20 protein-coding genes and 1 pseudogene are annotated in these 23,952 nt (G+C 53.2%); 13 read left to right on the forward strand and 8 right to left on the reverse strand.

Translation table 11 applies throughout. The features are described from left to right. The 7 genes and pseudogenes from QEP11_RS00005 to tssA all read left to right on the forward strand — a co-directional run. Positions 1-388: pseudogene (locus QEP11_RS00005) on the forward strand (hypothetical protein); the annotation flags it as partial. Positions 389-393: 5 nt separating this feature from the next. Next, positions 394-1,857 (forward strand): hypothetical protein, encoded by a 1,464-nt coding sequence (locus QEP11_RS00010; protein WP_284334496.1) that lies wholly within the window; start codon positions 394-396, stop codon positions 1,855-1,857. Positions 1,858-1,864: 7 nt separating this feature from the next. Continuing rightward, positions 1,865-2,812 carry a hypothetical protein gene (locus tag QEP11_RS00015; protein ID WP_284334497.1) on the forward strand — a complete coding sequence of 316 codons (948 nt, stop codon included), beginning with the start codon at positions 1,865-1,867 and terminating at the stop codon, positions 2,810-2,812. A gap of 164 nt (positions 2,813-2,976) precedes the next feature. Next, positions 2,977-3,261 carry a hypothetical protein gene (locus tag QEP11_RS00020; RefSeq protein ID WP_284334498.1) on the forward strand — a complete coding sequence of 95 codons (285 nt, stop codon included), beginning with the start codon at positions 2,977-2,979 and terminating at the stop codon, positions 3,259-3,261. An 11-nt stretch (positions 3,262-3,272) separates the two neighbouring features. Then, positions 3,273-4,568 (forward strand): type VI immunity family protein, encoded by a 1,296-nt coding sequence (locus QEP11_RS00025; protein ID WP_284334499.1) that lies wholly within the window; start codon positions 3,273-3,275, stop codon positions 4,566-4,568. A gap of 170 nt (positions 4,569-4,738) precedes the next feature. Next, the gene (locus QEP11_RS00030; RefSeq protein ID WP_284334500.1) at positions 4,739-5,575 is read left to right on the forward strand and encodes a hypothetical protein; all 837 of its coding nucleotides are present in this window, start codon (positions 4,739-4,741) and stop codon (positions 5,573-5,575) included. A gap of 289 nt (positions 5,576-5,864) precedes the next feature. Further along, positions 5,865-6,953, forward strand: coding sequence for a type VI secretion system protein TssA (gene tssA, locus QEP11_RS00035; protein WP_284334501.1), 1,089 nt, complete (start codon positions 5,865-5,867; stop codon positions 6,951-6,953). A 77-nt stretch (positions 6,954-7,030) separates the two neighbouring features. Here the strand turns inward: tssA and QEP11_RS00040 are convergent, their stop codons facing one another. The 6 genes from QEP11_RS00040 to QEP11_RS00065 all read right to left on the reverse strand — a co-directional run bounded on the left by QEP11_RS00040 (position 7,031) and on the right by QEP11_RS00065 (position 15,699). Continuing rightward, positions 7,031-7,852 carry an OmpA family protein gene (locus tag QEP11_RS00040; protein ID WP_284334502.1) on the reverse strand — a complete coding sequence of 274 codons (822 nt, stop codon included), beginning with the start codon at positions 7,850-7,852 and terminating at the stop codon, positions 7,031-7,033. Then, positions 7,849-8,862: a type VI secretion system-associated protein TagF gene (gene tagF, locus QEP11_RS00045; protein ID WP_284334503.1), complete on the reverse strand. Its 1,014-nt coding sequence runs from the start codon at positions 8,860-8,862 to the stop codon at positions 7,849-7,851. Before tagF ends, QEP11_RS00040 begins: the two co-directional genes overlap by 4 nt. Continuing rightward, positions 8,859-12,638 (reverse strand): type VI secretion system membrane subunit TssM, encoded by a 3,780-nt coding sequence (tssM, locus tag QEP11_RS00050; RefSeq protein WP_284334504.1) that lies wholly within the window; start codon positions 12,636-12,638, stop codon positions 8,859-8,861. The genes tagF and tssM overlap by 4 nt, the downstream gene beginning before the upstream one ends. Before the next feature lie 53 nt (positions 12,639-12,691). Next, positions 12,692-14,170: a hypothetical protein gene (locus tag QEP11_RS00055; protein WP_284334505.1), complete on the reverse strand. Its 1,479-nt coding sequence runs from the start codon at positions 14,168-14,170 to the stop codon at positions 12,692-12,694. Positions 14,171-14,224: 54 nt separating this feature from the next. Continuing rightward, positions 14,225-14,494, reverse strand: a complete 270-nt coding sequence (locus tag QEP11_RS00060; RefSeq protein ID WP_284334506.1) for a PAAR domain-containing protein — start codon at positions 14,492-14,494, stop codon at positions 14,225-14,227. 362 nt (positions 14,495-14,856) lie between these two features. Continuing rightward, the gene (locus tag QEP11_RS00065) at positions 14,857-15,699 is read right to left on the reverse strand and encodes a M15 family metallopeptidase (RefSeq protein WP_284334507.1); all 843 of its coding nucleotides are present in this window, start codon (positions 15,697-15,699) and stop codon (positions 14,857-14,859) included. 177 nt (positions 15,700-15,876) lie between these two features. Between QEP11_RS00065 and QEP11_RS00070 the strand changes: the two genes are divergently transcribed. The 6 genes from QEP11_RS00070 (at position 15,877) to QEP11_RS00095 (ending at position 21,681) form a co-directional block, all read left to right on the forward strand. Next, positions 15,877-16,542, forward strand: coding sequence for a hypothetical protein (locus QEP11_RS00070; protein WP_284334508.1), 666 nt, complete (start codon positions 15,877-15,879; stop codon positions 16,540-16,542). Between the two features lie 269 nt (positions 16,543-16,811). Beyond that, on the forward strand, positions 16,812-17,309 hold the full coding sequence (locus QEP11_RS00075; protein ID WP_284334509.1) for a dihydrofolate reductase: 498 nt from the start codon (positions 16,812-16,814) through the stop codon (positions 17,307-17,309). A gap of 124 nt (positions 17,310-17,433) precedes the next feature. Then, positions 17,434-18,504 carry a metallophosphoesterase gene (locus QEP11_RS00080; protein WP_284334510.1) on the forward strand — a complete coding sequence of 357 codons (1,071 nt, stop codon included), beginning with the start codon at positions 17,434-17,436 and terminating at the stop codon, positions 18,502-18,504. Between the two features lie 558 nt (positions 18,505-19,062). Next, complete coding sequence (gene xth, locus QEP11_RS00085) at positions 19,063-19,839, forward strand: exodeoxyribonuclease III (RefSeq protein WP_284334511.1); 777 nt, start codon at positions 19,063-19,065, stop codon at positions 19,837-19,839. A 63-nt stretch (positions 19,840-19,902) separates the two neighbouring features. After that, positions 19,903-21,153 carry an MFS transporter gene (locus QEP11_RS00090; RefSeq protein WP_284334512.1) on the forward strand — a complete coding sequence of 417 codons (1,251 nt, stop codon included), beginning with the start codon at positions 19,903-19,905 and terminating at the stop codon, positions 21,151-21,153. A 90-nt stretch (positions 21,154-21,243) separates the two neighbouring features. Then, positions 21,244-21,681 (forward strand): hypothetical protein, encoded by a 438-nt coding sequence (locus QEP11_RS00095; protein WP_284334513.1) that lies wholly within the window; start codon positions 21,244-21,246, stop codon positions 21,679-21,681. A 109-nt stretch (positions 21,682-21,790) separates the two neighbouring features. On the opposite strand, the gene QEP11_RS00100 is transcribed toward QEP11_RS00095, so the two are convergent. Beyond that, positions 21,791-22,789 carry a diaminopimelate dehydrogenase gene (locus QEP11_RS00100; protein ID WP_284334514.1) on the reverse strand — a complete coding sequence of 333 codons (999 nt, stop codon included), beginning with the start codon at positions 22,787-22,789 and terminating at the stop codon, positions 21,791-21,793. 64 nt (positions 22,790-22,853) lie between these two features. Beyond that, positions 22,854-23,768 carry an EamA family transporter RarD gene (rarD, locus tag QEP11_RS00105; protein WP_284334515.1) on the reverse strand — a complete coding sequence of 305 codons (915 nt, stop codon included), beginning with the start codon at positions 23,766-23,768 and terminating at the stop codon, positions 22,854-22,856. Positions 23,769-23,952 lie beyond the last annotated feature (184 nt).

A 23,952-nucleotide genomic window follows, 5' to 3' on the forward strand; every position in this document is an offset into this window, starting at 1 on the left:
AGTGAGCATTGAGCTTGATGGCAACAACATCACGCTGAACATGCCCGCCACGCTGGACATCAAGGGCTCCACCAAGAGCTTTGTGGGGCCGGGCAGCTCTGCGGCGCAGTTGCCCAACTTGCCAACCCAATCCGCCACGCTCACCAATTGGATAGCCATCAATCACCGAGACCCCGAAGGTTTGCCCATGGCAGGACAGGCCTACAAGATCTTTTTTGCAAGCGGACAAGTTATTTCAGGCCAATTGGATGCACAAGGCCAAGCACGACATGACAACGTTCCAGAAAAAGCACAGCGCGTTGAATACAGCCCCCGCCAACCGCTGAAAGACAAGCCCTGGGATGCCCTGGAAAAACTTGTCACTGCAGCCAAAAACAAACTTGGGTAGCCGTAATGTGGGAAGAACTTGAAAACGCTCTGGCATGGTATGCCTCTGCTCCGTCACGCTGGATCAATAGTGCAAAGCAAGACCTGAGTGCGGCAGCCGAATGGATCTGGGTTGTGCTGCAAGGCGACTTTTCGGAAGAGCAGACCACCGCGCAGACCATCACATCAACGGCCATCAGCATGATCCCTTTTGTCGATCAGATCTGCGACGTGCGTGATCTGGTTGCCAACTGCAAAAAAATCAATGATGACAGCAGCAACAAATGGACGTGGGTGGCCTTGGTGCTCACGCTCATTGGTCTGTTCCCCACGCTGGGCAGCCTGGTCAAAGGTTGCTTGAAAATTGTGTTCGCCTATGGCCGCAAAGGCGTGTTGCAAGCAGGCACGCGTGCGCTGGACAGCAATATGTGGCAAGCCACCCAGCCCTTTGTGGAATCGGGCATTGTCAAACTCAACGAGTTTTTAGCCCGCCCCGCTGTGCGACGCAGTCTTGCGGCGCTCAAATGGGACAACGTATATCTGGAGTTGGCCAAGCAAGTGCGTTCCTTGTCTTCGGCACTGAACGTCGCTGCACTTTTGCGTGTCATGGACGAAGTCATTGCCGTGTTGCGCCAACTCACCGACCTGATGCAGCGCTTTGGCACAGCCGCCCTCTCTACCCGCGCGGGCCAGTTGGTGCAAATGGTGGGCAATGTGCGCAACAAGGCCAACCAGGGCCTGCGCCAGGCCCTGGCCCCCGTGCAGGACTGGCTCAACCGACTGGCCCAGCGCCTTGAGGTGGAGCACCGGCTGGGCTACAGAGCCAGTACCAATGCCGTCAACCCGCATCACTTCAGCAGGCCATCCCTGAACGCTGAAGTCCAGGCACTGACCCGCAAAAAACCGGAATGGGTGGATATGGCAAAAGCCGGGCGGCACCCTGGGCTGGATATAGCGCCGCCCCCCACCGCTACACATTCAGACATTAGCGATGCGGCTGCAAAGCCAATGAAATCTGCATTCAACACTTTTAACGATATTCAGCCAGATACGCTGCCGCCCGGCACCGTTATCTACCGCGTGCTTGATCCCCAATCCTACGACAACAGCATTTGCTGGATGTCTGCGCAAGAATTCAAGCAGCTGCGCAGCAAGGCAGAATGGCGCCGCCGCTTTGCCGTATGGGGCAACTGGAACAGCAATGGCGAGTTTGTGACCTATACCGTGCCGCCCGGCCCAGGCCTACCTGTATGGCGTGGCAAAACCGCTTCACAGCAATTGCGCAATACCGCAGGCCAAATTGTGCAAGCTGATAACAAAGGCAATAGTTTCTGGCTCGAAGGTGGCGCCGAGCAATTGGTGCTAGACCCCAAGCACCTCAGCCAGCAACATCTGGGCCCGCGTGAATTTACCGGCTGGGGGTATGACGAGTTTGGCCAGGAAGCTGGCCTGATTGGCGTGCCCATCCTGCAACACTACTGGAGACCATAAGAGCACCATGCCCACGCCTTTGATTCCCCAAGAAATCTACTTGCTCGAGCGCTATACCTCTCTGGATTACTTTGCCGAGATGCGCGATGCCTGGGCCGCCATGGTGCAAGCCGGTGAAGATGCGCTGGAGGCCTTTATGCGCCAGTTGCCGCCCGACTACCGCAGCCGCCCGCTTTGGAACCAGCCCGATATTGTCTGGGGCGAGCGCGTGCTGCCCAATTTGCGTTGGACGCTCACAGGGCTAAATAACGGCTTTATCCAGCTCACTCATGGTGAATGGGATGCCCTGCAGTTTGCTGGCAATGTAAATACCGCCTGCGCTGGTATGAACCGTGACTACAGCGCAGAATGGATGCCCGAGTCTTTTGCAAAAACTTTTGACGAGCAAGAGACCATTGCTGGCCAAGCTGCTCGCAACATTAGCTTCACCGTCTTGAGCGGTTGGCTATTTGGCGCACTGTCACATGGCTACCATGCACCCACCCGAGGTCCACTGAATCCGCCTGCCTCATGGCCGGTCTACCGTCTCAACCCCCATGTCCGCGTACGCACCGACCAAGCCGTGCCGCAAAACGGTATTTATCTGCCTGACGCGGACGACTGCTCTGCCCAGGCCCTGGTCAAAGGCTATGACGCACCCGAGGCCAATGTGGGGCGCAACCCCGTCACCACGCAGCGCCTGAGAACCGAGCCCACCACCTGGACCTTGGTGGAACGCATTGCCGACGAAGGCGGCGGCACTCCTGGGCAAGAAGACCTCAGCGCATCAGCACACACACGCCTGCGCCGCGAAGGTGGGCAGCCCTGCCCGCAAGCGGGCTGGTGGTACACCCCTGCGCAAAATCACAGCCGCCGTTATTTCAAAGCTGGCGAGCTCATGCCGGTGGTTGAAGGCAGCAGCTACGGAGAAACCTATTGGATTTGGGATCCCAACCAGGAAGCGCCCAAGCTGTAAGGACTGTCTTATTTTTAACGTTCGCAACAGGTGCAGGGTGAACCATTGTGAGACTTGCACTTGTTGTTCGCAGTTCTTTTATCTGCTTTCTTATTTGCACAGGCCATTGCCTAAACCTACTGTCCACCCTACCGAATAAAAAAGGAAGTATTGCAGCAGACTTGATGATTCCAGAGTACCAGCATCAACGCCCAGACAAAGCAAACGTTTTTGCTATTGTCGAAATAAAATTCCAGGATGATCGCCAATTCAACAAATACATTGACTTATTAAAGCATGCAGCAAGCGTTAAAACCACAGAATCCCCCATACGATTTAAAGCAAGACCCGTAAAGGCGGAAGATATGCTCTCACTCTTTAGATACCCTGAAGATATTGCTGTGCATGGGAAAGAAAATAATAAACAAGCCCCAGAAAATAAAGGCAAAAAAGGTTCAAAGGGCCATTAAAGGAAATTACCATGAGTACATCCGAACTGTTTTTAGACCCTGATGAGATTGAAGAATTCATCCGAGAAACCAAAAAACATCCTCAATGGTTCTACGGCTATGAAGGACAAGAGCTAGGTATCTGTCCTTATATAACTTTTTATGTCTATCACCCTGATGAGGACTTTACACCTATCGCCAAAGAATTTTTGCTTGTCTGGAAACGCTTTCAAGAGCTAATGGATTTACCTTTTAAAAAAATATTCAAAAACAAAACCGAAGTTTGGTTGAATGCCAATGATAAACGTTTACCTACTGATCTGATGGCCGAAGCAGAGCAAGCAAGCAAGAGAGGGTTTGAAGACTTTTACCTTATGGCCACGGATATGGATTCACCCGATGAATCACCGCGTTGGTCATATGCCGCTAGCATCACCAGCAATCATTACCAAAGGTATAGTTTTCTCAAACTAGGATTTCGCTATAAATGGTATGCAGCGGGCAATCAGAATATTTGGAAGCAGTTTATCAGGGAATGTGTTACAAGCCTGCAGCCTGAGCATTGTTATATGGGTTATGAGGTCGGTAATGGTGGGCTTAGTGTCATGACTGGCTATGAGGCCAATGTACTTGAACGCATCTGCGCAGATTATTTTTATGGAATGGATATCGACCATCCATGGAATATGACTTACCACGGTCATGGACAAGATTATTTCGACCCGAGTCGACTGGGTGCAGGTATCCGTACCCCCACTTGGTGTTTTATGCTTTCTCCCTTTTGGCAACGCAAGCTGGGTAAAGATGAACAGCAAATTCGTGCGGAGCTAGATGACCCGCGCATACGCATTACGCCAGTTCCCTATGCAGCCAACGCGCTCAATCCAGAAGGCGCCAATGGTTTGTGGATTGAACTGGGGGACTTGAATCTCTACCCTGTGGAAGATGGCGTACCTGATTTGCTGGTCAAAGCCAACCGTTTGATACGCCCCATCCGATGCGATGAGCTGTCCCTCTCCACACTGGCTTCCTGGGCTGACGACCCCAACCCACGCTTCGAATATGAAGACTCCATACGCTGGATGCGTCGTTTTGATGAAGACAGTGATTGGCCCAATGCACAGATTCGGCATGGTGGCAATCCTTTAGCACCGGACCGAATACCCAGCGGCCAGCCCTGCCCGCAAACGGGCTGGTGGTACACACCTGCGCAAAACCACAGCCGCCGTTACTTCAAAGCTGGCGAGCTCATGCCGGTGGTTGAAGGCAGCAGCTATGGCGAAACCTATTGGATTTGGGACCCCAAACAGGATGCGCCCAAGCTGTAAGGACTGTCTTGTTCAGTGGCAGGGTGCGGCCATCTGCACAAGGCAATGGCTGCATGTTTGTAGGCTCAGCCGTATGCATCGGTTGACAGTGGGCTGCGGCGAGTTTGGTCAGGAGTTTGACCTGATTGGCGTACCCATCTTGCAACACCACTGGAGACCTTGAGACCGCCATGCCCACGCCTTTGATTCCCCAAGAAATCTACTTGCTCGAGCGCTATACCTCTGTGGAATACTTTGCCGAGATGCGCGATGCCTGGGCCGCCATGGTGCAAGCCGGTGAAGATGCGCTGGACGCCTTTATGCGCCAGTTGCCGCCCGACTACCGCAGCCGCCCGCTTTGGAACCAGCCCGATATTGTCTGGGGCGAGCGCGTGTTGCCCAATTTGCGCAACACCCTCATTGGCCTGGATAACGGCGTGATTCATCTGTCCCATGGAGAATGGCGTGCGCTGCAATACGCGGGAAATATTGAGGCGGCTCGAGCCGGTATGTGGCGTGACCACAGCGCAGAATGGATGCCCCAGCCTTTCGCAAAAATTTTTAACGTGCAGGAAAGCATCGCTGATAGAAATGCAGGCAATATCAACTTCACCATCTTGAGCGGCTGGCTACTTGGCGCTCTGTCTCATGACTACCATGCACCGACCCGAGGCCCACTGAACCCACCTGCCTCATGGCCGGTCTACCATCTCAACCCCCATGTCCGCGTACGCACCGACCAAGCCGTGCCACAAAACGGTATTTATCTGCCTGATGCGGACGACTGCTCTGCCCAGGCACTGGTCAAAGGCTATGACGCACCCGAGGCCAATGTGGGGCGCAACCCTGTCACCACGCAGCGCCTGAGAACCGAGCCCACCACCTGGACCTTGGTGGAACGCATTGCCAACGAAGGCGGCGGCACTCCAGGGCAAGAAGACCTCAGCGCATCTGCACACACACGCCTGCGCCGAGAAGGTGGGCAGCCCGGAAACGCGATGGGTGGTACACCCTGCGCAAGACCATAGCCACGTCACTTCAAAGCCGGGAAGATGCGCTGGAGACTTTTGTGGATCAACAGCGCTGTAAGCGCCAACGAATATTGCCAAGCGCAACTCTCCATCCATTGCGCTAGCGCATGGGCTCTTTTTCTCAGACTGCTAGAAAGGACAGTTGCTTCTCTTTTCGAGAGGCTACCTGCAGGAGTCGGCATCGCCATAGCGCATTTGACAGAGCAGTCAGCTGGGCTGCGATTGCCGTCTTGCAACGCCATTTCCCTGTAGCTGAAAAGTGCTGCAGACCAACACATTTTTTCTTATGCTTTTTGATATCTCTGAGCTTCTTCACCCTATTACTGATGCGCAACCAAGCGGGCCAGACATGCTGCTGACCACTGATTTTGATGAAATCCAGTCCGCACGGCAGCAGGAGGACATGTCCTTGGATCAAGGTGAGTGGGTCACTGACCGCAAAGAGGCTGATTTACCTTTTGTGGTGCAGCGATGCACGCAATTATTGCGTGAAAGCACGAAGGACTTGCGGTTGGCTATCTGGCTGACAGATGCTGCCGCTAGCCAGGTAGGGCTGCAAGGGCTTACTCAAGGATATGCGCTGCTCAATGCATTACTCACGCGCTACTGGGATAGCGTGCACCCGGAGCCTGAGGACGGGGATATGAGTGCCCGTGTCGGCAACATCAGCTGGCTGCTCAAAAGAACCATTGAACAATTGGAGCGCGCCCCTCTTTTGCAGACAGACAGCGCAAAAATCAGCATGATCAATTGGCAAACTGCGGTTGCGCTTGACCAGGCTGTTCGACGTAATCCATCAGAAGCCAGCGATATCCTGCATGGCAAAACTACACTTGAAGAGCTGGAGCGCATAAGGGCTCAAGTGCCCAGTCAGCGTTTACAGGCCCTAGGCAATCAGCTGTCACAGTGCAGAACAGAGGTAGAGGCTCTCGAAAGTACGCTTGATGCGCAGTTGGGAGATGAAGCACCAAGCTTTACTGCAGTTCGAGAAACTTTGGATCAACTTCAGCATTTGGCCCGTCGGTGGGGGGCACACGATGACAGTACCACTTCAGATAGCGTCCCCCAGGAAACAGCTGAGGCATCGGTATCCAATCCCCAGCAGCCTGGCAGCCCTGCCGTAACTGCCACACATGTAATGGCAGGCCCTATTCATACGCGGGCCGATGCCATTCACATGCTTCAGCAGGTCTCTGCTTTTTTTGAACGCACAGAGCCTTCAAGCCCGGCAGCATACATGGCACAAAAAGCTGCGCGCTGGGCCCAACTCCCCCTGCATGAATGGCTCAAGCATGTAGTAAAAAGCGATGAGGAATTGGCCCAACTGGAGGAGATGCTTGGCGTTAGTCGACACGCACGCGTCGCGGGAGAATGAATAGCTCACACAACGTCTAGCCTTGATGCACAGCAGGGCGGTAAACCGCCCTGCAAAAAACATGAGATGCGCTTCAATCAATCGCCTACACGAAACTCAATCCTTCGGTTTTTAGCGCGACCTTCTGCAGTGTCGTTGCTTGCGATGGGTTGATCCGGGCCAACGCCTGATGTGGAGATCCTGCCGGGATCAATACCTTGATCGACCAGGTAGCCCTTTACTGCATCTGCCCTTGCTTGACTCAACGTCAAATTCAATCGCCGATCTCCACTGTTGTCAGTGTGGCCAACCAGCGAAAGTTTGCGTTTGCCAATTTCCAACAGTACAGGCACCACTGCATCCAGTACCTGACGACCACCTGCGGTAAGTGTTGCACTTCCAGTCTCAAACCCAATCGTACGATCTGCCAACGCCTGCGAAACCAGCTGCCCGCTGTCAACCGCAGGTATCTGTAGATTATTGCGAATGCTATATGTTGGGTTAAGGCTGTTTGCCATATCACTCAACAGCTTTTGACGAACTGCTTCATTGGCAACTTCGCCATTGATCACGAGTTGCGTGCCATCAACCGTTAGCTGACCCTTATGTATTTGGCGCAATTCCGATGTCAGCAACTTGCTCACATTACTGGACCAGTTTGGCGGAGTGGAGATAGACCCCACCACCTCGATGCGGTCCACCACATTGGATGCGCCATAGACTTTTCCAAGCGCATTCAGAATTGACACCCGTGTCGCCTCATCAGCCACCTGCCCCCCAACAACCACTTGAGAGCCTGTGCCTGTCACTGCATTGTGTATCTGCGCGCCAGACTCCTGTGCCTGAGCCACCCCGAGTACGGCAGACCCAGCCAGCACCGCACAGCCAATGCCCATCTTCAAAAAAGCTAACTGTTTCATCCGATAAACACCTCTTTAAATGCATCTAGCACCACATCCAATGGCAACTGAGGCTGTTCCAGATAGCTCACCAGTTTGTAGAGTGCATGGCTGCTATGAATGCTGTCTTCCACCCATTCAGCGTTATCAATATTGATGTTGTGCTCTGCATAAACTTGCTGGTTCAGGACGCTTTGCAGGCTCTGCGCTGATAGGCCATTGAAGCCGATTACCAAGCGCCGCCGTCCCTGTATTTCTCCAATAAAAACCACGAGCTCAAAATCAGCACGTTGCAAAAAGCGAGAAATAAAGTCCAGCCACAAACTGGCAACAAGTGATTCGTTGCTCCTATCCTGAGGCAGTGGAAGTGTTAAGCCTTTGTCCAATCGCGATACCGCACTGGCCATTACAGGCTGCAACAGCAGTCCTAAGGCGAGAATCAAACGGCGTACAGATACGCTCTGATCCTCAGGCTGACCAACCACATTAAGCATCTGCTCAAGGTGGAGCAAGTTTCGCTCGCGAACAAAAGTGCCGTAGCTACTTTTTTCTGTACTGACCAATAACTCAGCTTCATCTGGAACCTGCAAGCTATCAAGCTCCCTGAGCTGCAGCTCTGCTGCTTCTTCTGAATCGGCTTGAATCAGGCGATTGCAGGCGCCATGGCATGTTTGCCAGAACGGTTGCAGCAACATGGGGGCATCAATCATGAAGTCCAGTGCTTGCTCGACTTCAAGCGGAGCAGCAAGCACCAAGGGATAGCGTCTTTTCGCCAAGTCATGACTTGCGGCCAAGAAGCCTGCTATTGCCAGCTTGTTTCTCGAGCCCATGCAAATAAATTGCAGCGGTTCAACACGGTCGTAGATAGCTTTCCACTGCGCATCCTCAGCCAGCAATTCCATGGACTTGGACAGCCAGTTGTCCAGAAGCTTGAGAATCTGCGGGTTGTAACTACCTTTGACAAAGTCTCCACGAGCCGGGATTTTTCCGAAGTACGACAATTGCCGTACCTGCAGCGCCGATGTACTCATGATCGTTCTCCCATAGCAGCCTCCGAGACCATACGCTCACCAGGTACCTCTACAACTGCTTGTGGCAGTACGAGGCTGCGCAAGCGATTGCCTTGAGGTGCATCGTTGTTTTGGGCCGTGGCTTGAGGGCTTTGCACGATGCGCAGCAAAACAGAGACTGCGACGCCATCACGACTCCAAGTCATCTCGAAACTTCCGTCCGGTTGACGATTCTTGCTTGCGGTATTCACAAGCCGCTCCAAACCGAAGTTACCCGGCTCGTTCACCAGTTCAATCGTTCGCCCATCGAAGGCGGTAGCAACCACTCGAGCCCCTGGTGTTCCTTGGGGATGAGGCCATACGAAGTCGGACCAGCGCGCAGGCGTATTGCGATAACGCAGTTGCTGTCCGTCAATATCAATGGTGTATTCAGTTACGCCCGGCGATGGGCGCGGCTGTATCTGGAACATGGTTTGCTGCTGTGCAGCCGCGCTTGATGCGCCACCAGACAAGGCGGCAACCCAACCACCGAATCCAGTGACCAGCTCTTGCTTCAGACGCAAGCCTTCCTCTCCCCACACCCGAGGGGAAAGCAGGTCGCCACGTCGAACAACCAGCGGCCCCAGAGCAGTGGTGACATACTGGCTGATCGCACCTTCAGGCCCGAAGACCTGGGCAATTTCAGCAGCGGAGGCTTCCACCTTCGCATTCGCATTGAATGGATACTTGGTAGCCAAATTCCGCTGGAAAAGCTGATAGACCTGGGCATCCCAGACCTTGTTCAGCTCAACAGAAGCAGGCTTGATAATGACTGCGTATGCCTGCAGGAGCGGACGAACCAGCAAAGGACGCAGTACTTGGCGTTGCGATGCATCCATACCGGTGAACATCTGTTCGTCCACGAATTTAAGCGAGGCTGCCAATTCTGATCCATTGCCTTCAATTGTCTGTTGCAAGAGCTGGCGCGAACCTGGGCCCGGATCTCCTTCATTTTTAATCTGATTAAATCGTGTGCGCAGTTTGGACAAGGTTTCCAGATAGCCATTGAGCAGTGTGGTTCCATCACGATTCATCATGATGCGGGCAACCCCCGCGAACTCACGACCGATAGGCCCCACCGGCAATTGCGCCGTCATACCATCAGCACCTACAGGCATATCGACCGCTACTGGAGTGGTTCGATTCCAAAAGCCCTTGATACGGTCAAGAATGCCCGGGCTGACTGCTTTCAGTCCAGCATTCACCAAGGCTGGATTATCCCAGGAGGTCTGCTCATAAACGGTTTCAAGCAGTTTGCGCAGCGCTGAATTTTGAGAATCTCCAAGGTTATTCATGGCTGTTACCGCCTGATCAAACCCCGTCATCTGCTGAATCGCCACACCTTGCAAGAACTGCTGCCACTCCTTGCTGTACTCCTGCTTGTACATGCCTACCAAAAGCTTGCGTATCTGCTCTGGACTGCCTTCAAGTGTGAGATCGTCATTCGCAGCGACATTAAGCACCCAGTCCGTGCTGCTGCTTTCCTGGGTCGCGGCATCCCGAATTGCCTTGTCTACATAGCCCTCCCACGCTTCACGGGTGAAAGCGCCTGATATCACATGGCTTCCTGCAATCAGGTCTCCCCCGGAATCCTTGCCCAAAATACGCGAAACCGTCATTGGCGCATAGCGCGTTGCAGCACGTGCCTTGATCTCACCATAAACCCGTTCACGTGCTGGCATCCCACGCACAACCTTTCTCAGGTTTTCGCGAGTCTGATCAACCAGCAAAAGATTGCTGTCTTTCAGCATGGGCCAGGTATTGTCTTTAACCCGGGATAGGTAGAAAGAAAGTGTGCGCTCTGCATCGCGAATCATCTGGTCTCTCGACATTTCGCCGCGGTTGCCCTCTAACCAGACACGCCAGAAACGCGATAGCTGATCGGTCAGATGTGCAGTTTCAACACGGCGCTTGTCTCCAAGCATCAAATAAGTCTTAAGCGCGTTGTACACATCCTGGCTGCTGCTCACTGATGAGCCTGCATAGAGTTGTCCAGCTTGAGCAGATTGATCTGCTATCGGCGTCTTCTCCTGAGAGTTTGCTTCCTTGTTTTGCGCCTGCAGATTTTCGGGATGGGCATTTGCCTGCCGCAAAAACTCCTCAAGATTGGCTGCCACTGGGGTCAAAAGGATCTGCTGCAAGCCCGCGTAATACTCTGTGAGCAGACGATCTTCCATATAGTTGCCCTGGTACAAGCCCAGCGACAGTGAGATCGGCCGATCTTCACGAAACTTGGCGAGCTGTTCTATGCGATCCTGCAAAATACCCAACGCTTCAAACCTGGCTTGTAAACCCGGATTGGCCTGCTGCACTTTTACAGCTTGCTCCAGATCAGCCTGAACGTTCGCAAGTAGTTGCTGATTGCCCATATAAGACCAAGTCCAGCCGCCCAATAGCAAGCCCAGCACCAGTACAAAACTGAAAAATGCTGCATAGCGCAAACGTGTTTTTCCTGGATGCGCAAACTGACGCACAGTGCCTTTGTCAGCAAAGATCACTTTGGAAAACAGGTCTCGCAAGAAAAAACCATTTTGCGATTGCACACCTTGGTCTGCTGTGTCCAGGCTTTGCAGCTGCAGACCAAAACGCTTAGCAATACGCTCCGTCGAAATGCTTTTTACCGCCCCCTCTTGCAATGCACTGGTGAAGTAGAAGCCACGCAAAACAGGCCTGTACTGAAAGGGATTGACCTCAAACAAGGTACTCAGAAAAGCTCTGATAGCAGGCTTTATGGCTGCGAATTCCAATGGAAAGGCCAGTACTTCCGGTGAGCCTTTGCCACCACGTTGCATCGAAACTTGTGCAACGCTCAGCTCTTTCAAGCCGGAGTAAAGCTCATCGAAGCGAGCATCGAAATCAGCCAGCGGATCTGACTTTTCTTGCGGGTCATAGGGCAAGGTTGCACCCCACACACGGTCGCGCTCTACTTTCTCACTGCCCCCGAAAAATCGCGTGAAACCGGTGATCAGGTCTGCTTTCGTAAACATGACATAGACCGGCGCAAAAATTTCCAAACGTTCCGTCAGCTCCTGGACCCGTTGTCGCAAATTTTTTGCCAGATTGATCGTCACATCGGGACGGGAGTTCATCAACTCCGGAATACTCACCGTCACCACGATGCCGTTAATTGGCGCTTTGGGACGATGTCGCTTGAGCAAGTCCAAAAAACCAAACCACTCGCTGCGATCTTCCTCATGTACAGAATATCGACCCGCCGTATCCAGCAAGATGCCTTCAGTGGTGAAGAACCAGTCACAGTTACGTGTTCCACCCACGCCTTGAATTACGGCACCACCTTTATCAGCGAATGGAAACTGCAAGCCCGAGTGGAGTACAGCAGAGCTCTTGCCCGCAGCCGGATTGCCGATGATCATGTACCAAGGCAGCTCATACAGCGCACGGCTGCCGCTCAGATGTCCCAACTTGGAAGTCTTGATGGTCTTTATGGCCTGTGACAATCTGCCACGCAATTCGTCCAATTCAGCCTTGCGAGCAGGATCGCCGCTGCTGATAAAGCTATTGTTTTCAGCTTGCGTCTCCAAGGCTCCACTGAGCTTCTTTTCCGCGGTTCGTGCGCGTAGCCTGCGCACTAGCCACACAACGCCCCACAGAGCCAGAATCCCCCCGAGAACTAGCAAAGCGTAGAGCAGCCCGACCTCAAGTGTGTGTGCTCCCAACAGTAAAAAAGCGGCCAAAGCCACGACGCCAATAACCGACAGCGTACGCGGATTAATCAGGAAGCGGAGAAGTCGACGCATATCGTTCTTTTCTTACACATTATCTTTTTAATGAATTCCTGCAGGCCTTTGCCTCAGGCTGCTTCTGTGCCCGTATCTGAACCCCAGCCTGGCGGCATCAGCAAGGCTGCTGCACGCCATGGTTCTGAAGCGAGCGCTAGCGCTAGCGCGGCGCGCTGTTCCTGAACTGCGTATTCGGCCGCCAAAATCAGGCTAGTCAGCGCACCCACTGCGCCTGTATTTCCATTAGCAATACCTACAGGGAAGCAGTCGCTCTCCAGCGACAGGTCTGGGAAATGCTGCCCCAGCAGCAGGGCAATACCCTTCAAGGGAGCTTCCCGGTGATCGGCGTCACAAAAGAGCCTGCCAATATCTGCAGAGATCACCCCGCAGCCTTCAAGCATCGGGACGGTCATTGTTTCAATTGCTTGACTACTGTTTGCAGCAATGGAGGCCAGCTTGGCATCAGCAACCACCGCCAGCTCCCGGTGCTTAGGTGACGCCGCCGGGACGCCTTTGGCAACCTGATGGCGCAGAAATGTCACCGCTGCTGCTCCTTCTCCCACTATCCTTCCATTACGGTACTTGGGCCCATAAAGCTGGCCACTGACCGCCAATCTATCTACTTCAGATTGGTCAATTTCAGAATGTGCAGCTGCTAGCAACCAAATCTCACCACCACCAAACACATCGCTTTCGGAGGGTTGAAACACAGCATCTTTGGCCTCAAGCAACGCGGAGGGCCAAGGGAAGTTCACATCTGACTGCGGTGAATAATGCCGAACATCAAAACGCAGTGCTGGAGCACTTCGCTTCAGCCAATGTTGAGCCCAGCTTTGCAAATGCTGCAAATCACCTGCATCCCAACCAGCAGCTGTTGCCAGACGAACTTGTAGAGCAGGGAAAACTGCTTTAGCCTTTGATGAGCTGTTTTGCCGTGCATGCAGCAGGATGTCACGCTCAACTGCTTCAGCGCACTCTGCAAGCACACTGGCAAGCAGACGCATCTCACGAGCTTTGGATGCAGTCAGCTGAGCAACCCATGCGCGTCCTGATGGAAGCTCTGCATCCAGTTCCAATCCATCCCACCATTGCAAAGCGTCAATATCGTCAAGCTCTGCAACCCGGGCTGCCATGACAGGGAATCCCTGGTCGTTACATAATTCTCCATCCAGATCAGGGCGCACCTCTTCCATGCACGCCTGGAGCAACTCCTGGGTTTGCCCTGCAGGCATTTTGACGCTTGATCCCATGACAAAGAGTTGCATCGGCGTGGAGTGTTTTTGCCTATCTTCCACCTCCCGTGGAGTGACAGATCCCGCGCCAGAAGCTTCTCCCGATTGAGCAAGAGCCGGTGCTTGCAGAACATGTCCCAGTACATGCTTGAGCACAACGTAGCCTGCAATGAGCATGAGGGGAACGCCCAACAAACCCAGTGCTAGATCACCAGTGGAAGGCTCATGCGAGCGCCAATACCAAACGGCCCCAACAACTCCCCAGATCACCAATACCAAGACTGACCAGCTAGCAAAGGTCTTCAAGCGACTTCGCACGAACCACTCCTTTTCATTGTTGGATCCATGCTGGCGAGCATTTCTCGCCAAAGCTCAAGCATTTGAAGCATCAACTTGCGAAGACAGCAAGGTTGCACCACAAGCCGTCAGATCACCATGTCGGGCCACCATGCGACCATCAATAACCATGCTTGAAGATCCGGTCGCAATCGTTGTCGTGCCACCGTGACCTTTGCGGGGACAAGTCACGGTATCGCCGACACAGGCTACTGGCTTGCCATCGATCAACGTTACAGAGGACCCCTTCAGCACCACCCCTCCGTGGCTGGTTTTGTCTCCTACAACAATGAATGGCTTAGTCATGCATCTCTACTCTTTCGAATTAATTCCAAGAACTTTTAATGACCGAGAATCTTAAAAAGATTCTTTTACATATACAAATCAAAACCGCATTTTTAACGTTTGTTATTGAAATTCCCAAAGCTCCGCCACTTTATTCAGCAAATTCTGCCATCCCTCAAGCCTTCACCTATTTTTCTTAAAAATAATTGATAGTCATCAAGAGATTTTTGACAGATATCAATTTATAGATTCGCTTGCTGATTGCTATTTAACCTATCAAACATCGTAGAGCAACTAAATTTCAAGCCCCCAGCCAGATCGCTTCTATCTTTTTATGGAGCAACCATCCTTGTCATATCTCATCTTTTTTATTTTTTACGCACCTACCGTGCTGGGAGCCTGAAACCTGGCTTTCGATATTCGACATGCCCGTAGTCTTTGAACGACCAATTTCCGCCCCAAACAAGACCCACAGACTGAGCCACCTCTCCATAAAGGCGATAGCCTTCCATTGCCCAAGGGTCTTTTTCAGAAATCACAATGCGTCCATTCCGTAAAAATGCGCTATCAGCAGCCAAGCCATATTGGTGATAACTCCTGTTAGCGCCTGCTTGCGTGACATGCCCACCTAATGCAGCCAGCTTGGCTTGGCGTTCTGGACTTCGATAGCCTTCAAGCAAGGCCATTTCATAGCCATGTTGCTCACGCATGATCTTGTAGACCAAAAGTAGCCGACGCGTGAACTCACCATCCAAAGCCTCCCAATTTCTACTGGCCTCACGCACCAACGGTATCGCCATTTCGATTTCTGGCGCTTCAAATATCTCTGGGGGCAAGGCAGGAGGAGGAACCAACTGCTCCCCCTGTAGTAGAAGCGCAACTCTAGAATCTGGATCTCTTGATGCATCTTCAAAAAATGCCAGATTATGCTTCCCCAACCACACCCCTAGTACTGCTGGAACAGCAATTAAAAATACCCCCCCCAGCCAAAGCCAGCGGTTCAAAGACATATGCCTCAACGTCTTCCAAAGTGATTGCGTGACTCCATGGCTTGCTGCATTGGAAGATCGTCCGATTGCATTAAATAACTTTTTAACCGCTAAGGACGCCAGATGCCACGCATGTTTTCCCAGGCTAGTTACACGATTACGCACTTCAGGCAAGAAAATGCACGCAGCAATTATTACCATCAGTAAAAAATAGAAAATAGTTACAACAATTAACATCTGGTATTCACAGAAACTCAGAAAGTTGATCTTTCGCAAGGAATGAAATAGTTATTCATGCAACAGCTTGTTGCAGGCATGAAAATACCAATTCTATATTTGCAAACTTTGCTGATATTCTTTTTATTTTCATAAACACGTAATTTCTTGCTGCTTGGCAGCTTCAGTGGATGAACTATGTCAACACACAATGATGGCCTCCAACACAGTGGCAAACCTAGCTTTTTCAGTGCTGAACAGACAGACACCACTGCTGCACAAGAAAATACCCGGGTACTTGCTCACCTGGAAGGGCAGCCACATTCGCGCCTAAAAAGCAAAACCATAGTGAAAGCACTTGCTGCAGCACTGCTTATCGGAGGCGTTGCTGTATTTGCATGGAAACCATCAAGCAAATACGAGCGTAGCGATCTTGCAAAAAATTCCACCATAGCTGTACCCGCCCAAAGCGAACAGCAACCTGCCCAGACTCCAGCCTCTGCGCCATTAATAGAGCCTGCCCGGATATTGCAGGACAGCAGCATTGAAGCAAGTATTAGTGATACGGACGCCATGAATGAGGGGGGTCACAGCATCTCGAACCCTGCAAGCCATATCACTTCAGCAGCGCTTGCTTCAGCCGCCCCAGTTGAAATTGGCTCCTCGGCAGCCAAAGCGAAAAAGTCTGCAGCAAGTCCCAAAGTGCATGCAAAGGCTGAGAGAGCAGCAAGCACCCAACGCGCTTCAGCATCTAAGCGACGAGTACCGAATCCCAAAGCGACCTCCAACTCAGACGCTGAAGTTCTTGCCACATTGCTCGAACGTCGAGATCCACAGGACATTGCCGCAGTACCTAAAGAATAGTTCTACCACGGCATTCCCAGAACACTTTTGCATATTCAGCATCCAGCGCTGCACATCGAACCCACGCTGGCTCAATACCCGGCTTCTCCGACTGCCGGGTTGGAATCTGTGCGCCGGGATGCCGGCATTGGTGCCAAGTCTGTATCTAACGCATAACGAGAACGAATAAGCGTTACTTGCACGCGGTTGTTCTTCCCTCGCGATACAGAGTTGTCACAAGTCTATAAATTACACATCTAACCTATTTACATTGCCCTACTACATTGATCATGGCGATCCATCTCATCTATGCCCGCGCAGCCAATGGCGTGATCGGCTTGAACAACACCATGCCATGGCACCTGCCCGAGGATCTGGCTCACTTCAAACAGCTGACCAGCGGCAGCCCTGTCATCATGGGACGTAAAACCTGGGACTCGCTGCCCGAGCGTTTTCGCCCGTTGCCTGGTCGCACCAACATCGTTGTCACACGCAATCCTGACTGGCAAGCTGATGGTGTGCTTTGCGCCGGCAGCTTGGAAAAAGCCTTGCACATAGGTGCGCAACACGGTGACAACGTCTGGGTGATGGGTGGTGCGCAAATTTACGCTCAGGCCCTACCTTTGGCCGACACGGTGGAAGTCACCATCATCAACAAAGACTTTGCAGGTGATGCCTATGCTCCTGTACTTGGTCCTGAGTGGAATGAAATTGCGCGCGAGGACCACGTGAGCGTCAAGGGTTTGCCTTTTAGTTTTGTGCGCTACGAGCGCCAACGCTCATCGTGATTTCTGCCCTTTGGAACTGTTAGCTCCTTCGGGTGAAGACGGGTTGACGTTTTTGCTGCATTGCAACAATATTGAACGCCCGTGCGCTATTTGACGGGCGTTTTAGTTGAAAGCCCCTATCGCCATGAGCCTGATTCAACCTCTGCCTTCCGGACCGCTTGACATCGTAGGAGACATCCACGGTGAACTGCATGCCTTGCAGGCGTTGTTGCACCATCTTGGCTATGACGAAACTGGTCGCCATGGGCAAGCGCGCACATTGGTGTTTGTTGGCGACTTTGTCGACCGCGGCCCAGATAGCCCCGGTGTAGTGGGTCTGGTACAGCGCTTGGTTGAAAGCGGTAACGCTTGCGCTATAGCGGGCAATCATGAAATAAATTTGTTACGCCACGATGCCAAAGACGGTGCCGGCTGGTTCTTTGAAGAGCGTGTTGCCAGCGACACTACCAAATACAGCCACTTCGTACGTGCGACCAATATGCTGCAACGTGCACGCATAGAGACTTTTTTGAACAGTCTTCCTCTGGGCCTCGAGCGAGAAGACTTGCGAGTCATTCACGCCGCATGGCATGCCCCCGACATTGCCAAGGCTCGAACCATGTCTCTAGGTAGTGCACGCACCCAATATGACCATTGGGAAAGTCAGGCTGCCCAAGTGGCTCGCGAGTTGTGTATTGCCGATCGCATGGCCGAAGAGAAAGCCATCTGGCCACACAGCCTTGAAGATGGTGAGCGCTGCCCTCCGTTCTTGAAAGCACATTGCGACAACGAACTCAACAAAGCACTGATCAACCCACTCAAAGTACTCACTTGCGGGCTGGAGCGACAAACACCGGAGCCATTTTTTGCAGGAAACAAATGGCGCTTTGTTGAACGCATGCCATGGTGGAACAGCTATCCAGACGCTACTCCTGTGGTGATCGGACACTATTGGCGCTCTACTCTGCCTGCGCAAACCACCCACGAAGGGCTGTTTCGAAACATTAGCCCTTACGCATGGCATGGCCTGCACAGCAATGTGTTTTGTGTGGACTACTCAGTCGGTGCCCGTGCCCAGGCACGTACGTTCAATCGACCGAACGAACATATGAAGCTGGCAGCCTTGCGCTGGCCTGAACGCACCCTGGTATTTGATGATGGAAGCACCCACGCCACAACGGGTTTCATGCAGACACATATTGCCAATGCAGCCTGAAAAAAAGCCACCCCACGGCAATGAGGTGGCTATCAGTTACAAGCGTTTCGGGCAAACCCCACCCGAGCAACGAACTATACACATATTTCAGTAATTACTGAAAATTAAAAATTCAATATATTTGTACTTCTACGCTGCGTGTATCCTCCAAGCCCTCCTGCGGTCTGATGACACTCACATACTCAGTACATCTCCCCAAGCAGACAATCAGCTCCACATCTATTAGCTAGCTTGGTGCCTTATGCAAAAAGACTAAAAGCGTGTCCTGCACGCTTGATCAACAAGTCATAAGCACACACTTTCAGAAATCCTGACAGACATTAGGCATCTCCAGTGGAGCACGTCACGAGTCACAAAAGCTGGCAAGATGGCGTTTGTCAAGATCAGCACACGCGCTGCGCTTAACAGATGTCATCGTGCGCAAAACACATCCCAACGCCTTGTGTGCCAAGTAGGTGACTCGACCAAATTGAAATTGGTTACCCCGGCAAGCAGCAGGCGCAGAAACTCCGACATGCGCAGCCTGCTGCCCATATAAAACCTAGTGAATTTTTAGACATGCAAATTGCCACCTGGAACATCAACTCTCTGAACGTACGCCTGCCTCAGTTGCTGGACTGGTTGCAAGCCAACCCCGTTGATGCCATTGGCCTGCAAGAACTCAAGCTCACCGACGACAAATTTCCCTTCATGGAGCTGGAGGCAGCAGGCTATCAAGCCGTTTGCCACGGTCAAAAAACATACAACGGCGTCGCAATTCTGAGTCGCTACCCCATGCGTGATGTGGTGCGCAATATTCCTGGACTGCAAGACGAGCAGGCCCGTGTCATTGCGGCTACCCTAGATACGCCCCTGGGTGAAGTGCGCTTGATCAACTGCTATTTTGTGAACGGTCAAGCACCTGAATCTGACAAATTTGTCTACAAACTGCGTTGGCTGGCTGCGCTGGAAGCGTTTGTGAAGGCACAGTTGCAGCAGTACCCCCAATTGGTTTTGGTGGGTGATTTCAATGTTGCGCCAGAAGATCGCGACTCGTACGACCCAGAGGGGTTGCGCGGCACCATCCATCACACGCCCGAAGAACGCGCACACTTCCAGCAATTACTGGATTTGGGTCTGACTGATGCCTTCCGCATGTTTGAACAACCCGAAAAAAGCTACTCTTGGTGGGACTACCGTATGTTGGGTTTTCAGAAGAACCGTGGACTGCGCATCGACCACATTCTGGTCAGTACTGCACTGAAAGCACAAACCACCGCTTGCGTGGTGGACCGTGCTCCACGCAAAAACAAGCAGCCCAGCGACCACGCCCCCGTCGTCGTGACCTTGGGCTAAGCCAATAAGAAGCCGCTATCACAGCGGCTTTTTTGCGTAGATTTTCTTTTTCAACAGTTTGCTGTGTCGAGTTCCCTTCCCGTTCGCAACGCAGTGTGGCGTGACCCTGCTTTTGCCTCCTTCCTGACCGCCCGCATGCTGGGTGTTTTTGCCCAGCAAATGCAGGCAGTGGTGGTCGCATGGCAGGTCTATGAAATCACTCGCACCCCTATCTCTTTGGCATACGTGGGGCTGGCACAGTTTCTGCCGATGTTGCTGCTGCTGATCCCGGCAGGAGATCTGGCAGACCGCATCAGCCGCAAGCACATTCTGGCCTCAAGCTGGAGTGTGGCTGCTGCATGCGCTGCGCTGCTGTGGTGGCTGAGCACCTTGGGTGAACACGGTGTGGGTGGCATCTATGCAGTGCTGGTGCTGTTTGGTTGCAGCCGTGCTTTCACAGGACCGGCCATGCAGAGCCTGCTGCCACAAATTGTGCCGCGTGAGCAGCTGGCGCAGGCTTTGGCCACGAACAGCATGTTGATGCGCAGTGCTGCTATTGCCTCGCCTGTACTTGGTGGCGTGCTGTTTGGCCTCGGTGGTGGAGAACTCACATACGCGGTTTGTGCCGTGGCATTGAGCCTGGCCGTGCTCCTGCTGTGGCAAGTGCCGGTGAAATACGCAGCGCCCCGCCAGGAGCTGCAAGGCACAATGTGGCAACGCGCTGCCGATGGCTTTCGCTTTATCGGCAGCCGCCCGATTGTGCTGGGAACCATCTCGCTGGATTTGTTTGCAGTGCTGCTTGGAGGCGTCGTTGCCTTGTTGCCTGTTTATGCCAAAGAGGTGCTGCACACCGGCCCTGAAGGACTGGGTTTGCTGCGCTCGGCCATGGCAGGTGGTGAGGTGGCGATGGGCTTGTGGCTCAGCGTCAGACCTATCCAGCGGCACGTTGGCAAAGTGATGTTTGGAGCTGTCGCGGTTTTTGGCTTGGCCAATCTGGTATTTGCGCTGTCGCACTGGTTCTGGCTGTCTATGACCATGCTAGCCATTGCCGGTGCCGCCGATATGGTGAGCGTCTACATTCGCTCGGCCCTGGTGCAATTTTCAACGCCCGACTCCATGCGCGGACGTGTGAATGCCGTGAACATGCTGTTCATCAGCTCCAGCAACGAGCTCGGTGAATTCCGGGCCGGTGCCATGGCCGCGGCGTTGAGCACAGTGCCTGCCGCGATTGTGGGCAGCGTTTGCACATTGGGCGTCGTCGGCGTGTGGATGCAACTGTTCAAGCCCTTGCGCGACGTGGATCGTCTGGAAGATGCTGGCGCACTTCAAAATTGATGCAACCTTTGCACACAGCTCAGCACCAACACCTGTGCACATTGCAACTGTTTGCTTCATACCGTGATACGTTATCTGCCACTCCTTACCTTGGTCTTCGCACTTGCCGGGTGCGGAGACTTTCTTACGCGTCTGAATGGCTATCCTGAAACTGACACTTCAATCAATGTAGAAACTGCGACGCCCAACGAAATTGCCGATGCCTTGAGTCAATTGGCGCATATTGCAGTGATTGGTGATGACTGGGAGTTCCTAGATCCCAACGATGCTTGCACGGTCCACGTCATCGATAAAAGTGCCGATGAAAGTTACCCCCTGCACCTGCAAGGTGCCACGTTCACCTTGCAGCATGACAAAGCAAGCAAAAACTATTACGCCCTCATGCATCGCGGCGGCCAGCTGGTGTACGGACATGACCAGAAGCCACTGCGTTTGTTTGAAACGGACAGCTACCACGATGTATTTTTTGCCGAGGGCTACTTGCTGGCTCTGGCAAAAAAATGCCAGCAAGGTCTGCGTGCTCACTAGTTCCAGCACACCTGAGGCCCAGTTCCCAATCCGTGCCACATCGGCATGAAAAAGCCCCGCTGACGTTCATCCGCGGGGCTTTTTCCATCCACTGCAACAGTCAGCGTTTTTACAGTGCTTCCTTGCGCAATTGTTCAGGGCTCTTGGCAGACAACCAGCCTGGCGCCACATCGAACACCGTCTTCGCACCGGTCATACCCCATTGCTGCATGCGATGCACGGCACGCGCATAAGCTACCAGCACGCTGGAAGTGAACTCAGGGTTGCTGTCGAGTTGCAAGCGGTACTCGATCACCTGCTTGTTCTCACCCGAAGTGTTGCCGCTGCGGATCACAAAACCGCCGTGGGGCATGGCGCTGTGGTTTTGTTGCAGCTCCTGTGCCGAGATGAAGTTGACCGTGGTGTCGTACTCATCAAAGTAGTGCGGCATGGTCACAATGGCTTGGCGCACGGCTTCGGCATCTGCACCTTCGGTCAATACCACATAGCAGTGGCGCTCGTGCTTTTGGCGTGTGCTCAGAGCAGGACGTGTGCCACTGCGCACAGCGTCCACAGCAGCTTCTACGGGGATGGTGTACTGCACGCCACCAGCCACGCCTGGAATGCGGCGAATCGCGTCGGAGTGCCCCTGGCTCAAACCCTTGCCCCAGAAGGTATAGGTGGCACCATCAGGCAGCAAAGCTTCGCCCATGACACGGTTGATGGAGAACATGCCGGGATCCCAGCCTGCAGAAATCAAGGCCGTGGTTTTGCCCCCCATGGCCGCTGCATCAACGGCAGCAAAGTGCTCAGGCACTCGGGCGTGGGTATCAAAGCTGTCCACAATGCAGAACTTTGCCGCCAACGCGGGCGACTGAAGAGGCAAGTCATCCTTGGAGCCACCACACAGCACCAGCACATCCACACGGTCTGCGTGTTGCTCCAGATCTGCCATTGAGAACACGGGAGTGCCTTCAAACACAGGTTTGAGTTGACTGGGATCGCGGCGGGTGTAAATGCCTGCGACCATCATGTCAGGGTTCTTGGCAACTGCGTTCTCCACGCCACGACCCAAATTTCCATAGCCCACCACGCCAATGCGGATAGGGTTGGCTGCTGTTGTTTCCATGAGCAAACTTCCTTTCAAATCAAACATCTAGGCAACCGATGAAATACCGTTGCCACTCATTTCTTTATTTGGTCTTGCTGGTGCTGCTGGCATCAGCGGAGCGGCGCAGTTGCAAAGCGCCCTCCAGCGCCAGCAAGGCCACTGCTGCGCCAATCAAGACGTACATGGGCTCCTGGCCTACTTGAATTCGCTCGCCCATCAACAATGCAGCCAGCACCAGCAGCATGGGCTCTACATAAGACAGCAAGCCAAACAAGCCCAGCGGCAGCAAACGACTGGCCGTCATATACAAAGCCAACGCCACCGCACTGATTACACCAAGCAAAGGCACCATCCACTGCAGCACTGAAGTGCTTTGCACCGCCTGCCAGCCCGTAAAGGCTGCAGAGGCATCGCCCCAGGCAAACCATGCGCACACCGGCAACATCAACACCACATCCAGCCAATGGCCTGCCAAACTATTGGTTTTCAATACACGGCGCAGTACAAAGTACGCGGGATAGCCGATCACCACAACCCAGGTCGACCAAGCCAATCCCCCTGCGCGCCAGATCTCCCACACCATGCCACATGCAGCCAAGGCTGTTGCGCCGGTTTGCCACAGTGTCAAACGCTCTTTGAACACCAAGCGCCCCGCCAACACCATGGCCAAGGGCAACAGGAAATAACCCAGTGATACCGGCAAAGCATGTCCGTGCAAGGGTGCCCACATAAACAGCCACAACTGAACACCCGCCAGAGAAGAAGACAGCAGCAGCATCAACGCCAAAGGCCAGTTTCTGGATACACGCTGCAACAAGGTCCATACCGCCGCACCTTGGCCGCTGTAAAGCAGCCATGCCGTAGTGAAAGGGATGGTCATCAGCATGCGCCAGCCAAAGATTTGCTCTCCAGTCAGCGGTTGCAGCAGCGGCGCCAAATAGTAGATGGCTCCAAAAATGCATGAGGCCACGATTGAAGCTGCTACGCCCTGAAACATCCCATCCCAACTTTCTAGATTTATCTGTGCGCCTTGACCCCACACTGCGCCAAAAAGATGCAAGCATGCACCAAACAGGTGATTCTCGGTGAAATCCTCATTACTTCGTGCACGTATTTGCTTATCCACATGCACGCCAGCAACGCCGCCCTTGAACTTGCCCCGCAAGCAGCAAGTTATAAGC

The organism is Comamonas halotolerans (genome assembly GCF_030162935.1).
Lineage (GTDB): Bacteria > Pseudomonadota > Gammaproteobacteria > Burkholderiales > Burkholderiaceae_C > Comamonas > Comamonas halotolerans.

What these genes read in the sequence shown, in the direction of transcription:
- QEP11_RS00030 (WP_284334500.1), top strand. Translation starts at nt 4,739, where the DNA reads ATGCCCACGCCTTTGATTCCCCAAGAAATCTACTTGCTCGAGCGCTAT.
- QEP11_RS00070 (WP_284334508.1), top strand. Translation starts at nt 15,877, where the DNA reads ATGTCAACACACAATGATGGCCTCCAACACAGTGGCAAACCTAGCTTT.
- tssM (WP_284334504.1), bottom strand. Translation starts at nt 12,638, where the DNA reads ATGCGTCGACTTCTCCGCTTCCTGATTAATCCGCGTACGCTGTCGGTT.
- tagF (WP_284334503.1), bottom strand. Translation starts at nt 8,862, where the DNA reads ATGAGTACATCGGCGCTGCAGGTACGGCAATTGTCGTACTTCGGAAAA.
- rarD (WP_284334515.1), bottom strand. Translation starts at nt 23,768, where the DNA reads ATGTTTCAGGGCGTAGCAGCTTCAATCGTGGCCTCATGCATTTTTGGA.
- QEP11_RS00040 (WP_284334502.1), bottom strand. Translation starts at nt 7,852, where the DNA reads ATGAAACAGTTAGCTTTTTTGAAGATGGGCATTGGCTGTGCGGTGCTG.
- QEP11_RS00010 (WP_284334496.1), top strand. Translation starts at nt 394, where the DNA reads ATGTGGGAAGAACTTGAAAACGCTCTGGCATGGTATGCCTCTGCTCCG.
- QEP11_RS00025 (WP_284334499.1), top strand. Translation starts at nt 3,273, where the DNA reads ATGAGTACATCCGAACTGTTTTTAGACCCTGATGAGATTGAAGAATTC.
- tssA (WP_284334501.1), top strand. Translation starts at nt 5,865, where the DNA reads ATGCTTTTTGATATCTCTGAGCTTCTTCACCCTATTACTGATGCGCAA.
- QEP11_RS00060 (WP_284334506.1), bottom strand. Translation starts at nt 14,494, where the DNA reads ATGACTAAGCCATTCATTGTTGTAGGAGACAAAACCAGCCACGGAGGG.
- QEP11_RS00065 (WP_284334507.1), bottom strand. Translation starts at nt 15,699, where the DNA reads ATGTTAATTGTTGTAACTATTTTCTATTTTTTACTGATGGTAATAATT.
- xth (WP_284334511.1), top strand. Translation starts at nt 19,063, where the DNA reads ATGCAAATTGCCACCTGGAACATCAACTCTCTGAACGTACGCCTGCCT.
- QEP11_RS00075 (WP_284334509.1), top strand. Translation starts at nt 16,812, where the DNA reads ATGGCGATCCATCTCATCTATGCCCGCGCAGCCAATGGCGTGATCGGC.
- QEP11_RS00100 (WP_284334514.1), bottom strand. Translation starts at nt 22,789, where the DNA reads ATGGAAACAACAGCAGCCAACCCTATCCGCATTGGCGTGGTGGGCTAT.
- QEP11_RS00080 (WP_284334510.1), top strand. Translation starts at nt 17,434, where the DNA reads ATGAGCCTGATTCAACCTCTGCCTTCCGGACCGCTTGACATCGTAGGA.
- QEP11_RS00020 (WP_284334498.1), top strand. Translation starts at nt 2,977, where the DNA reads ATGATTCCAGAGTACCAGCATCAACGCCCAGACAAAGCAAACGTTTTT.
- QEP11_RS00015 (WP_284334497.1), top strand. Translation starts at nt 1,865, where the DNA reads ATGCCCACGCCTTTGATTCCCCAAGAAATCTACTTGCTCGAGCGCTAT.